At 64.9% G+C, this 12,128-nt stretch carries 15 protein-coding genes; 8 read left to right on the forward strand and 7 right to left on the reverse strand.

Annotated elements, in window-relative coordinates:
- Positions 1-46: 46 nt before the first annotated feature.
- A complete protein-coding gene (locus NP_RS02335) occupies positions 47-1,888 on the forward strand; it encodes a UvrD-helicase domain-containing protein (RefSeq protein WP_011322192.1) in 1,842 nt (613 codons plus the stop codon).
- Here NP_RS02335 and NP_RS02340 read toward each other — a convergent pair.
- Entirely contained in the window at positions 1,885-2,115 is a 231-nt protein-coding gene (locus tag NP_RS02340) for a DUF7533 family protein (protein WP_011322193.1), read from the reverse strand. The two genes, NP_RS02335 and NP_RS02340, sit on opposite strands and share 4 nt — an antisense overlap.
- Complete coding sequence (locus NP_RS02345) at positions 2,112-2,351, reverse strand: DUF7533 family protein (RefSeq protein ID WP_011322194.1); 240 nt, start codon at positions 2,349-2,351, stop codon at positions 2,112-2,114. The genes NP_RS02340 and NP_RS02345 overlap by 4 nt, the downstream gene beginning before the upstream one ends.
- 105 nt (positions 2,352-2,456) lie before the next feature.
- Between NP_RS02345 and NP_RS02350 the strand changes: the two genes are divergently transcribed.
- The 4 genes from NP_RS02350 (at position 2,457) to NP_RS02365 (ending at position 5,614) form a co-directional block, all read left to right on the forward strand.
- Positions 2,457-3,698, forward strand: a complete 1,242-nt coding sequence (locus tag NP_RS02350; RefSeq protein ID WP_011322195.1) for an aminotransferase class V-fold PLP-dependent enzyme — start codon at positions 2,457-2,459, stop codon at positions 3,696-3,698.
- 47 nt (positions 3,699-3,745) lie between these two features.
- Positions 3,746-4,207 (forward strand): halocyanin domain-containing protein, encoded by a 462-nt coding sequence (locus tag NP_RS02355; RefSeq protein WP_011322196.1) that lies wholly within the window; start codon positions 3,746-3,748, stop codon positions 4,205-4,207.
- Positions 4,208-4,289: 82 nt separating this feature from the next.
- A complete protein-coding gene (gene sufU / locus NP_RS02360; protein ID WP_011322197.1) occupies positions 4,290-4,706 on the forward strand; it encodes a Fe-S cluster assembly sulfur transfer protein SufU in 417 nt (138 codons plus the stop codon).
- 8 nt (positions 4,707-4,714) lie between these two features.
- Positions 4,715-5,614 carry a ketopantoate reductase family protein gene (locus NP_RS02365; protein ID WP_011322198.1) on the forward strand — a complete coding sequence of 300 codons (900 nt, stop codon included), beginning with the start codon at positions 4,715-4,717 and terminating at the stop codon, positions 5,612-5,614.
- A gap of 67 nt (positions 5,615-5,681) precedes the next feature.
- Here the strand turns inward: NP_RS02365 and NP_RS02370 are convergent, their stop codons facing one another.
- The 3 genes from NP_RS02370 to NP_RS02380 form a co-directional block, all read right to left on the reverse strand.
- Positions 5,682-7,202 carry a carboxypeptidase M32 gene (locus tag NP_RS02370; protein WP_011322199.1) on the reverse strand — a complete coding sequence of 507 codons (1,521 nt, stop codon included), beginning with the start codon at positions 7,200-7,202 and terminating at the stop codon, positions 5,682-5,684.
- A gap of 96 nt (positions 7,203-7,298) precedes the next feature.
- On the reverse strand, positions 7,299-8,786 hold the full coding sequence (locus NP_RS02375; RefSeq protein ID WP_011322200.1) for a sulfatase: 1,488 nt from the start codon (positions 8,784-8,786) through the stop codon (positions 7,299-7,301).
- Positions 8,787-8,968: 182 nt separating this feature from the next.
- Complete coding sequence (locus NP_RS02380) at positions 8,969-9,334, reverse strand: NifU family protein (RefSeq protein WP_011322201.1); 366 nt, start codon at positions 9,332-9,334, stop codon at positions 8,969-8,971.
- A gap of 150 nt (positions 9,335-9,484) precedes the next feature.
- Here NP_RS02380 and NP_RS02385 point away from each other — a divergent pair, with 150 nt between their 5' ends.
- Positions 9,485-9,931: a hypothetical protein gene (locus NP_RS02385; RefSeq protein ID WP_011322202.1), complete on the forward strand. Its 447-nt coding sequence runs from the start codon at positions 9,485-9,487 to the stop codon at positions 9,929-9,931.
- 6 nt (positions 9,932-9,937) lie between these two features.
- On the opposite strand, the gene NP_RS02390 is transcribed toward NP_RS02385, so the two are convergent.
- A complete protein-coding gene (locus NP_RS02390) occupies positions 9,938-10,249 on the reverse strand; it encodes a DUF5783 family protein (protein ID WP_011322203.1) in 312 nt (103 codons plus the stop codon).
- 100 nt (positions 10,250-10,349) lie between these two features.
- Here NP_RS02390 and NP_RS02395 point away from each other — a divergent pair, with 100 nt between their 5' ends.
- Both NP_RS02395 and NP_RS02400 read left to right on the forward strand, forming a co-directional pair.
- Positions 10,350-10,811 (forward strand): deoxyuridine 5'-triphosphate nucleotidohydrolase, encoded by a 462-nt coding sequence (locus NP_RS02395; protein WP_011322204.1) that lies wholly within the window; start codon positions 10,350-10,352, stop codon positions 10,809-10,811.
- A gap of 45 nt (positions 10,812-10,856) precedes the next feature.
- Positions 10,857-11,540: a class I SAM-dependent methyltransferase gene (locus tag NP_RS02400; protein WP_011322205.1), complete on the forward strand. Its 684-nt coding sequence runs from the start codon at positions 10,857-10,859 to the stop codon at positions 11,538-11,540.
- Between the two features lie 10 nt (positions 11,541-11,550).
- On the opposite strand, the gene NP_RS02405 is transcribed toward NP_RS02400, so the two are convergent.
- Positions 11,551-12,120: a DUF1684 domain-containing protein gene (locus NP_RS02405; RefSeq protein WP_011322206.1), complete on the reverse strand. Its 570-nt coding sequence runs from the start codon at positions 12,118-12,120 to the stop codon at positions 11,551-11,553.
- Between the last annotated feature and the right edge of the window lie 8 nt (positions 12,121-12,128).

Consider the following 12,128-nt stretch of genomic DNA (forward strand, 5'->3'; position numbering starts at 1 on the left):
GGGACCGAGCAGTCGTTTTATACTCGTGGACTGCGTTAGACGAATAATGGCTGATTCCACCCACGTAACACGACTCTTCGGTGGACCGGGGAGCGGGAAGACGACCGCTCTGCTCGACCGCGTCGACGAGATGCTCGACGACGGGGTCGATGTCAACGACATTCTGGTTGTCTCGTATACCCGCGCCGCCGCCGCTGAGGTTCGTGAGCGACTGGCCGAGCGGCTTGATTGCACCCCGAAATCACTCCGCGGCAACGTCTGTACGATGCACGCGAAGGCTTACGAACTGCTGAACCTCTCGCGTGGCGACGTTGTCGGCGAGCAACACAAAGAGGAGTTCTGCGAGGAGTACGGCCTTGAATTCGAGGACGAAAACAAGTCCGCCCGCCGTCGGTCCGCGCGGTCGACGACGCTGGGCAACAAGATCATCGCCACCTCCCAATGGCTCCAGCGGACCGAACGCGATGTCGCTGACTGGTACGATGTCCCCTTCCAGTGGGACGACGAGGAGGTCCGGCTACCGCCGGAGATTGACGATGAAGCCCAGACCGGCAACAAGTACACCCCGACGTGGCCGAGCGATGATGACCGCGTCGACATTCCCGAAGCCATCCGCGCATGGCGGACCTACAAGGGTGAACACGACATCGTCGGCTTCGCCGACATGCTCGAACGCGTCCAGCAGCGGTCGCTGCTGCCGAACGTCGACCACCTCGTTATCGACGAGTTTCAGGACATCACGACGCTGCAGTACGGGGTCTACGAGGAATGGAAGCCCCACATGGAGTCGGTGCTCATCGCCGGCGACGACGACCAGGTCGTCTACGCGTGGCAGGGGGCGGACCCGAACCTGCTGCTCGATGAAGACGTCGACGACGATGTTGTCCTCCCGAACAGCTACCGGCTTCCCTCCCGGATTCTCAACATCGTCAACACGCAGATTAGCCACATCGACAAACGACAGGACAAAGACCTCAAGCCCCGCAAGCAGGGCGGCCGCGTTGAGGCCGTCTCCTCGCCGTCGATGCTCGATTTGGTCCGGAACGTCCGGATGACGCTGGAGGAAGACGACGGCAGCGTGATGGTCCTGTTCCGGGCGCGCTACCAGATGTTCCAGTTCATGGACGAGTTCATCGGTGAGGGTATCCCGTTCGTCTCGCTGACCGACCAACGGATGTGGACCGACCGCCTGCAGGGGTATGTCGACGCCATCGAAGCCATCGACGACGGTGAACCGATTGACGGACTGCAGGCCCAGCGGCTCGGCGAGATGCTCGCCGACAGCGCCTTCGGCACCGGCGAGCGAGACGACTACTTCGATGCCCTCGACGCCCGGCAGGAGACCGAAGGGGTCGACGACCTCGCCCAGATGACGCTGCCGTCCGACTTCGTCGACGAACACGCGCCGTTCGCCCCGGGACCGGCCGCGGCGGCTGACATGCTCACGCGGGTGTCGAACTTCCAAGAGCGGTCCGTTGACGCGTACTTCAGCGGCAACTACCGGGGGATGGCGGCCGACCGGGTCCGCGTCGGGACGATTCACTCCGCGAAGGGTCGCGAGGCCGACCACGTGTTCGTCGCGACTGACCTCACCGAGAAGGTCGTCGAGCAGATGGCCGCCTCGGTCGAAGAACCCGAGGCCGTCCCCGGCGCTGAGGAATTCACAAAGCGGTCCGACCCGGTGCCGACGATGACCGACAACGAGCGCCGTGTCTTTTATGTCGGAATGTCGCGCGCCCGAGAACGGCTCGTGCTGCTGGAGAACCTCGTCGATGGTGCGCCGACGCTGCCGATCGACGTGCTGTTGAACGACGAACCGTCGGAGGAGTCGCTTGACGTGATTCTTGAACGTGCACAAAAACGCGGCGCGGAGCTGAAGGCGAACTAGTCGCGCCGCAACCTGCCGCCGATTCGACGCAGTCGTCCGACAGTCCGGTCTGTGAGCCGGAGATAGACGTACTCGCTCACCGCCACGATAGCGACAGCCGCAGCGAGGAAGGCGACGCCGTGGAGGTGATTTCCTTCGATGAGGTTGAACACACCAACCAGCCCGACCGGTCCGGCGACGACGAGCGTCGCCGCAAGCTGTAGCGTCCGAACAATGCCGAGCGTCACGGCTTGTCTCCGCTTTCGTTTCCGTCTCCGTCCTCGACTGCGTCGACGGCACGCGCTGCAAGGGCTGATTTCAGGCTCGGCCTGGCGTAGACGCCGACTGCAACCCCAACGGCGACAGCGAGGAAGCCGGCCCCGGCGACCGGCCGGCCGCCGACGAGAAACTCGATGCCGAGCAGCCCAATGGGGGCTGCGAGGGCGACGACGCCGAAGAGCGTGAGCGTATCAACCAGTCCCATCGCCAGCCAATTGACCGTCGCCGGCCAAAAGCCCGCTGCTTGCCGTTGTCCGCGCTCTCGCCGTGACCGAAGGAGTAACCAGCCTTCGGGCCTAACGCGCTAGCAATGAGTCAACAGGCCGAGCCGCTGAACGTCGAGGCCATCCGGGAAGACTTCCCCATCCTCCAGCGGGAGTTTGACGACACCCAACTCGTCTATCTCGACAACGCGGCGACGACACAGACGCCGGAGCCGGTCGTCGAGACGATTGCCGACTACTACCGGCGATACAACGCCAACGTCCACCGCGGCATCCACCAGTTGAGCCAAGAGGCATCCATCGCCTACGAGGAGGCCCACGACCGCGTCGCGGAGTTCATCGGTGCCTCCGGCGGCCGCGAGGAGGTCATCTTCACGAAAAACACTACCGAGTCGGTGAACCTCGTTGCCTACGCGTGGGGGCTCGAAGAGCTCGGTCCCGGCGACGAAATCGTCCTGACCGAGATGGAACACCACGCTAACCTCGTCACGTGGCAACAGATAGCAAAGCGAACCGGCGCGGAGTGCAAATACATCCCGATTACCGACGAGGGGCGGCTCGATATGGATGCCGCCCGCGAACTCATCACCGACGAGACGGAGATGGTCGCGGCGGTCCACGTTTCGAACACCCTCGGCACCGTCAACCCGGTCTCTGAGTTGGCTGCCATCGCCCACGACCACGACGCCTACATGTTCGTCGATGCGGCCCAGTCCGTGCCGAACCGCTCCGTCGATGTCGAGGCTATCGACGCCGACTTCCTTGCCTTCTCGGGCCACAAGATGTGCGGACCGACTGGCATCGGCGTCCTCTACGGTAAACAGCACATCCTGGAGTCGATGGAGCCGTATCTCTATGGCGGCGAGATGATTCTGAAGGTGACCTTCGAGGACTCGAAGTGGAACGAACTGCCCTGGAAATACGAAGCCGGGACGCCGGTTATCAGCCAGGGTATCGCGCTGGCAGAGGCGTGTGACTACCTCGACGACATCGGGATGGACCGCATCGAGCGCCACGAAGCCCGGCTCGCCGAATACGCCTACGACCGCCTGACGGAACACGACGACGTCGAGGTGTACGGACCTCCGGGCGACGACCGGGGCGGCCTCGTCGCCTTCAACGTCGATAGCGTCCACGCCCACGACCTCTCCAGCATTCTCAACGACAGCGCCGTCGCCATCCGTGCCGGCGACCACTGCACGCAGCCGCTCCACGACGTTCTCGGCGCAACCGCCTCCGCGCGGGCATCTTTCTACATCTACAACACCAAGACAGAAGTCGACAAACTCGTCGAGGCGGTCGACGATGCGCGACAGCTGTTCAGCTGAGTGAGACCGGTCGATTCGGTTTTACTTGCGCTCACCGTACGCCGTATATGGACTCGACCAGACGCCGCATGCTCGGAGCCATCGCCGGCAGCCTATCCGTCGTCGCCGCCGGCTGTCTGGGCGGCGACGATGCCGGTGACGCTCCCGACGGCGTTCCCCAGCGCATCCACGAGTACGTCCACACTACGCAGGGCTACGAGGAATCGATACCCGACCGAACCGGCCAATCGGAGCTTCGGGTGGCTGTCGGTGCTGGGACAGGCGGGCTTGCGTTCGACCCGGTCGTCGCCCGTATCGACGCCGGTACGACCGTCGTCTGGGAGTGGACTGGTCGCGGAAGCACCCACAACGTCGTCTCCGACGACGGCTCTGATTTCAGCTTCGAGAGCGCCCGCCACGCCGAGGCGGGAACGACGTTCGAACAGCCCTTCGACGAGCCCGGTATCGCGCTGTACGTTTGCACCCCGCATCGCGCCCAGTCGATGTTCGGCGCACTCGACGTCGTCTGACCGTCGCGGTTGCCGACCGTTCGGCGCAGTAGCGCCGCGACCGGTGGGCTTTTGCGGCTCGTTACCGTTATAGAAACCAGCAATGGGAATCGGCTCGGACATGTACCGCCAGCAAATCCTCGACCACTACAAGAACCCGCGCAACTACGGGGAACTCGAGGACGCGGACATCGAGCACGTCGGCGAGAACCCGATGTGCGGCGACACCATCAAGATGTTCCTCCAGCTGGCTGACGACGGCGATACGATAGAGCGGGTGAGCTTCATCGGCGACGGCTGTGCCATCAGCCAGGCCTCGGCGAGCATGCTCTCCGAGGAGCTTCGCGGCGAGTCGCTCGAAGCCGTCCGTGAGATGGACCGTGACGATATCATCGACATGCTCGGTGTCGACCTCAGCCCGATGCGCATCAAGTGTGCCGTCCTCGCCGAGAAGGTCGCCCAAGACGGCATTGCGATTCATCAGGGCGACGCCGAAATCGACGAGACGACGACCGAGTAGTCGCTCACATGCGAATCACGATTTTCGGTGCTGGCAGCCTCGGCAGCCTCGTCGGTGGCTTGCTCGCCCGCGAGCACGATGTCGTCCTTGTCGGTCGCGACCCACACGTCAGCCGCAGCCGCGACTCCGGCCTCACCATCGACGGCGAACTAGCAACCACTGTACAGCTGGACGCCCGCCGTGATGTCCCCGACCGGGTCGGACTCGCCGTTATCTGCGTGAAAGCGTTCGATACGACGACTGCCGCCGAGGCGCTGTCCGGGGCCGACATAGACGCCTGCCTCTCCTTGCAGAACGGGCTCGGCAACGAAGCAACGCTTGCCGACCAGCTTGCCGTACCGGTGCTTGCCGGCACCTGCACCTACGGCGCGCTACTGGAATCGCCGGGTACTGTCACCTGTACCGGCCGCGGAACCGTCGTCCTTGGTGCGCGGGACGGCGGCTCCTTGCCGCTTGCCGACCGCGTCGGCGACGCCTTTGCGACAGCCGGTCTCGACGTGACCGTCGCCGAGGACATGCCGCGACGGCTCTGGGAGAAACTGGCGGTCAACGCCGGCATCAATGCCACGACGGCGCTGGCCCGCGTCGACAACGGTGTGCTCTGTTCTGACGACGGCAACGCCGTCGCGACAGCGGCGGCGCGGGAGACGGCAGCCGTCGCTCGTGCTACGGGCATCGACCTGCCGACATCGACAGCCGTGGAGGCGACCGAACGCGTCGCCGCGACGACCGCTGCCAACGTCTCCTCGATGCGGCAGGATGTCCGTGACGGTCGCCGTACCGAGGTCGACGCGATAAACGGCTACGTCGTCGACAAAGGAAACGAGTTCGGTGTCGAGACGCCGACGAACCGAACGCTCTGTCGGCTCCTCCGTGCGTGGGAGCGCGGCCGCGGGCTTCGGCCGTGATTGGTTTTCCAGCGAGCAGAAGCCAACGGCGAGCAAACCACCCAATCCGGCGGGCCGAACGCCGGAGCTAGAGGTCGTATAGTTCTCCGAACTTCGCCTCGGCGTACTCGAGGAAGTAGTCAGCAGTTAGCGGCTCGCCGGTTGCCCGCTCGATTACGTCGCCGGTCGTGTACCGGCGGCCGTGCTGGTGGATGTTTTCGGTGAGCCACTCGTGGAGAGCGTCGAACTCCCCGGCCGCAATCTGTGATTCGAGCCCGTCGATAGCTTCGTCGGCGGCCGCATACAGCTGGGCGGCGAGGACGCTCCCGAGCGAGTATGTCGGGAAATAGCCGAAGGAGCCGTGGCTCCAGTGGATATCCTGCAGACAGCCCTCCGCGTCGGTTTCCGGCCGAACGCCGAGGTACGACTCCATTCGGTCGTTCCACGCGGCGGGGACCTCTTCGACGTCGAGGTCACCGGCGAGCAGTTCGCGCTCGATTTCGAAGCGCAATACGATGTGAAGGTGGTAGGTTAATTCGTCGGCTTCGACCCGAATGAGATTGTCGTCGTACACCCGATTTGCGGCCTCGTAGGCCTGCTGTGGCGTGAGTTCGGTGTCGTGGTGGTCGTTGAACCGGTCGACAAACAGCTCCCAGAAGGGTTTGCTACGGCCGACGTGGTTTTCGAAGAGCCGCGACTGTGATTCGTGGACCGATAGTCCGCGGTGTTCACCGAGCGGTGAGCCGTATGCGTCCCGTGGCAGCCCGAGGGTGTACGTCGCGTGGCCGAACTCGTGGATGGTCGAGGCCAGCGAGTCGAGCGGCTCGGACTCGTCGAACCGCGTTGTCACACGGGCGTCGAACTGTGTCCCCGTCGAGAACGGGTGCGGTGCCGTATCCAGCCGGCCGTGCTCGAAATCATACCCCAGCGTCTCAAGGGCCGCCTCGGTCACTGCGAACTGGTCGTCTTCGGGGAACGTCCCTTCGAGAGCGTATAGCTCCGTATCCGACGCTCCGATTGCGTCGATGAGTGGAACGAGGCCATCCCGCAACTCTTCGAGGACGCGCTCGGCGGTCGAAAGGTCGAGATACGGCTCGTACTCCGCAAACAGCGTCGCGTAGGGGTCGGCGTCGGGGTCGATATGCTCGGCGTAGCGCCGCTTGAGGTCGAGCAACTCCGCAAGCGTCGGCGCGAAGGCATCGAAATCATCGGCTGCTTTCGCCTCGTTCCAGACCGGGTGTGCCTCCGAAGTCGCCGTCGAAATCTCCTCGACGAGTTCGGTCGGTACCCTCGCTTTCCGCTCGTGCTCGCGGCGAATCTCGCGGACGACAGCGGCCTCATCGTCAGTGAGGTCGACACCGTCGAGCGCATCGAGTGCGTCCGCTGTCTCCTCGTCGACGAGCACGTCGTGGGCAACCGCCGACACCGCACCACGCTGTTTCGAGCGGGCCGGCGTGCCGCCCTCGGGCATCATCACTTCCTGGTCCCAGCTTAACACCCCGTTGGCGTCGCTGAGGTATGTCGCCCGGCGGTAGCGTTCCAGAAGGTCGTCGTACGCCGTCGGTGTCGATGCGTCGGCGTCCGAACCGGCGCTATCGGGGTTCGTCATGTGTTCCTGATAGGCCGCGTCGGTCAAGAAGTCACGGTTCAGTGCGGTCTCGGTCGGACGGCGCGGGGGCTGGCGAGGATGCCCGCACGGCGGCTGTCACTCCAGATAGCCGAGGTCCCGCAGCCGTGATTTCGCCGTCTCGTCCATACGCCCCAGCGGGTCCCCCCCGTCGCCCTGTGTGTGTCCGTCCCACCCGACAGCGACTCGGTCTTCAAACCGACAGAGCGCCGCCTCGGTCGCTTCGATAATCGGGTCGTCGGCTGCTGCTTCGGTTGATTCGCCGCTGTCGCTGTCGAGTCGGTAGCCCTCGTCGGAGAGCCGCTCGTTGCGGATGTACTTGCCGTCCGGTCGTCGAGCGGCCCGCATCCGCGAGTAGAACCGCCCGTCCTCGTCGAGCTCGATGCCGGCGGCTGCGGCCTTCCGCTCTAGCTGTTCCAACTCGACGACTGGTCGGTCGTATTCGATGAATCCGTAGTCGCCATCTTCGATGTCACGCCCAGGTCGGCACAGCGACCGCTCCGGCTCGAAGGGCCGTGCGCCGACCGACGATGCCGCTTCGGCCGCGCCGGCAATATCCAACACCGTGTCGTAGAGGTCGAGCAACTCGACTTGCTGCCGGTCACGCCCCGGCTCGATGCCCGGCGCGTCGACGAGAAGCGGGACGTTCACCAGCGGCTCATAGACGGCGAACTCGTGGCCATACCGGCCGAATTCGCCGTGGAGCTCGCCGTGGTCGGCACAGACGACGACGGCGGTGTCGTCCCACCGGCCGCTCGTCCTGAGGAACTCGAAGAGCCGCCCCAGCTCGGCGTCCAGATGGCGGAGCTCGGCGTCGTAGAGCCGGCGAATCGCTTCGAACTCCGCCTCGTCGACCTCGCGTGCGCCGGCGTTGTAGGCTTTCGAGTTCTGACAGACAGCCCCGGGGTCGACATCCGGCGCGAACTGCTGTCGGTACTGTTCGGGTGGGTAGTACGGCAGGTGTGCATCCATCAGGTTCAGGAATGCGAACCACGGGCCGTCGGCCCCCTCGATGAACTGCTGGGTCCGGTCGACGATGGCCGGCGTCCGCGAGGCGGCGCGGCCGCGGGCGGCGAGCCGTTCGTGGACAGCGTTGCCGGCCGCGACGAGTCGGTCCGCCAGTGGCCGCAGCCGGCTGTCGAGCACCCACGACCAGAGGTCGGCCGCCGCCGTCGCGAGAACCGACCCCGGAAGCGCTTCGAAGAAGCTGTCCTGTTCGTCGAACCCGGCGGTAAGCCGCGTGTAGGGCGTAATCCACGCGTTCGAAGAAAAACAGGTCGTCGTGTATCCGGATGCCGAAACCGCCTCGGCCAGCGTCGCCGTCTCTGCGGACAGATACGGCGACTCCTGTGTCGCGCCGTGGACGCTCGGATACTGACCGGTGAACAGCGAGGCGTGGGCCGGCAGCGTCCACGGTGCCTGCGAGACCGCCTCTTCGTAGACGCGTGCCTCGTCGGCAAACGACGCGAGCGCCGGCGTCGTCGGCCGGTCGTAGCCGTACGGCGTCAGGTGGTCTTTCCGAACCGTATCGAGCACGACGACGAGCACGTTCGGGTCGGCGGCCATTCTCGGCTTGAACCTGCGACGCTTCCGACTATAAGCCTGTGGAGCAGCCCCCGGTTCGGTAGCGGCCCGGCGTCACCGACAGCTCTGTTTCCGGCTCAGACCGTTGGACGGGCACGACGACACCGTGGTCTACAGGCTATGCGGAACGTCAAAAGACGAGAGGAAAACGCTGTGGCCGACACTCAGAACGGCGCGTCCGGCCCTTCGTCGCTGTCGTCGTCGCTTGTGGTCTCGCCAGGGAAGGACGGCGACACCTGCCCGCCGGCCATTCCTTCGCTGCCGCCGTCGGAGCCGGTGTCGGCGTAGACGGTGTCGATTTCGGGAATCTCTTCGGTCATGCGGCTCTTGATGGCCTGAATCGTCATCGGCGAGATGCCACAGCCGGAACAGGCGCCGCCAAGCATGATGGTGACCTCCCCGTTCTCGCGGTCGAGGTCCTGAATCGCGGCGCTGCCGCCGTGCATCTGAATCTGTGGGAAGTTGCGGCGGAGGAAGTTGCTGATGCGTTCGCGGAGTTCCTCGTCGCCGTCGGCGGTTTCAGTGCTCATGTTCCCGCGTATGCGGTGCAGCCGTATGAAGATTTGGCTCCCGGACGCGGGCCGGAGATTCACCGGCTCGACGGCTCGCTGCCGAGAATTCGCCTCTGTCTGACGAGCGTCTGACGGGTGTTTATACTACCGCACATCCCCATTCCGTGTATGCCGACACGCCGTCGAGTGCTCGCCGTCGCGGCCGCCGCAACCGCGACCGCGGGCTGTACTGCGCTTGGGGATGGGGAAAACGACGAGACCGGTGACGCCGACAGCGTCCGGCTGGAGGACCTGTCGGTCCAGAACAACCACGACGAGGACCACCAGATTCAGCTGGCCGTCGAGGCCGACGGTGACGTGCTCCACCTCGGAACCTACGAACTCGACGCCGACGGCGGCAGCGAAACCGTCGACGGCGAGTGGAGCGACGACACCGACTCCTACCGGGTTCACGCGCGCCTCGACGACGGAGCGATACAGACGGCCGACGTGACCGAAGGTGTCGGCGAGGGGACCGACTGTGTCCGCGTGCTGGTCCGCGTCGACGGGACCGGCGACCTCGCCGTCTGGAACGGGGCCAACTGCGGCGACGATGCCGACCCGGAGAATCTCTGACGGCGGCTACTCGCCGAACGTCCGTTCCAGCTCGGCTTCCAGCTCACCGATGTAGGTTTCGAGCACGGACTCGAACGTTTCTTCCTCGACCGCCACGCCCGTCAGCCGGTCGTAGGGGTCGTCCGGTAGCTCGACGTAGAACCCCTCCGCGTCGTCATCGTAGAACGGCTCGGACTCGTTGAGGACCTGCTGGTCGATGGCGTGAATCAGCGTCGAGTCGTACTCCTCGTTCAGCCGGTTGAAGACGTTCTTGTAGGCCTGCTGCAACTGCGGAAAGAGGTCGACGTATTTCTGTTCGTCGAAGGTTTCGGCGTCCATGCCCTCCGGTTGGTGGCGGCCCCCCAAAAGCCGGTCGGACCCGACCGGGCGACTGCCGACGGGACGCAACCGCTTTGTGCCGACGGGATGAGGAGACGTTATGTTCCGGAGCGGCAGTTTCGTCGCCGACCGCATCGACCCGACAACAGCGGCACAGCAACAACCCAACGGCGTCGATTTGACGCTTTCGGCGGTCTTCGAACAGGCGTCGCCCGGCCGTATCGACCAAGACGGCAAATCCATCGGCGACCGGCAAGAGCTGTCGGCCGACGACGGCGTCTTTCGCCTCCAGCCCGGCGGCTACATCGTCCAATACGGCGAGACCATCTCGATACCCGAAGAGCACGTCGGCTTCGTCTACCCCCGGTCGTCGCTGTTGCGGAACTCCTGTATGCTCAATACGGCCGTTTGGGACGCCGGCTACGAGGGGAAAGGCGAGGGGCTGTTGGAGGTCCACCACGAAATCGAAATCGAGGCCGGCGCACGCATCGCCCAACTTGTACTCGCCGGGGCCGACCACGAGGGGACCTACGACGGGAGTTACCAGGGCGAACGAATCTGAGCGCGCAAACGCCGCCGTTTAGTCGCTTCCGCACCCACCGTGTGTATGAGCGTTCGAGCCGAGTTCGACGCGTGGGCGGCCGACGGCCGCGACCGCGGGATGGAACAGCGCCACTGGCACACCGCAAAGCACGCGCTGGCGCGCATGCCGGTTGAGGCCGATGAGACGGTCCTCGATTTAGGATGTGGCAGCGGCTACGCGGCCCGCGCGCTCCGGGACGCCAAGGACGCCGGCCGCGCGTACGGCCTTGACGGCTCCCCGGAGATGGTCCGCAACGCCCGCGAGTACACCGACGACCCGCAGGTCAGCTACGTTGTCGGCGATTTCGGTTCGCTGCCCTTCGCGGCCGACAGCATCGACCACGCCTTCTCCATGGAGGCGTTCTATTATGCGGCCGACCCGGTCGGAGCGCTGAACGAACTGCGACGGGTGCTCCGGCCCGGCGGTACGTTCTACTGTGCGGTCGACTACTTCGAGGAGAGCGTCCACACCCACGAGTGGCAAGAGGGAATCGATATCGACATGACACTGTGGGACTACGAGCAGTACCGCGAGGCCTTCCGCGAGGCCGGCTTCTACGTCGCCGAGCAGGACACGATTCCGGACCGCGAGACGGAAATCCCACCCGAAGATGAGTTCCCGACCGACGACTGGGAGCGCCGCGAGGACATGGTCGAGCGGTTCCGGGAGTTCGGAACGCTCCTGACTGTCGGCGTCGCGCCGGCGTGAGTGTCGGGGGCTACTGGTCGTCGCGCTCGCCGGCCGGAACGACGATTTCGAGCCAGTTTTCCTGTGGCGGCAGCGGGCACTCGTAGGCGTCGCTGTAGGCACAGAAAGGGTTGTACGCGAGATTGAAATCCAGCGGCACGGTCGCGCCGTCTTCGAGGTCACCCTCGTAGTGTAGCTCCATGTACCGGCCGGCCGGATAGGTCTGCTGGCCGGTCGTCTTGTCGCGGAAGGGAACGAAAAGCGAGCCGTCGCCGCGCTGGTCGACCCGCTGATAAGCGACGAGCGTGTGCTCGTCCCGATTGTCGCTTGCGTCCGGCACCTCAAAGGTGAGCCGAGCGACGCGCTCGTAGAGCCGTTCGCCCTCGGCTGTCGTCTCCATCGTAATCGTTTCGTCGCTGTCGTCGACCTCGACTGTCGCCGCAACGCGGTAGTCGGGATTCGGCTCGAAGTAGTCGAGCCCGTCGAAGCTCTCCCGCTTTTCGGGCGGCAGCGGCGACGACCGCGCTGTGGCGAACTGCTCGTCTTTTTGCTCCCGATACTCGGTCAGTTCGGCCCGCCAGGCGTCGACGTCGAACTCCATACCGGCTG

The organism is Natronomonas pharaonis DSM 2160 (assembly GCF_000026045.1).
GTDB lineage: Archaea > Halobacteriota > Halobacteria > Halobacteriales > Haloarculaceae > Natronomonas > Natronomonas pharaonis.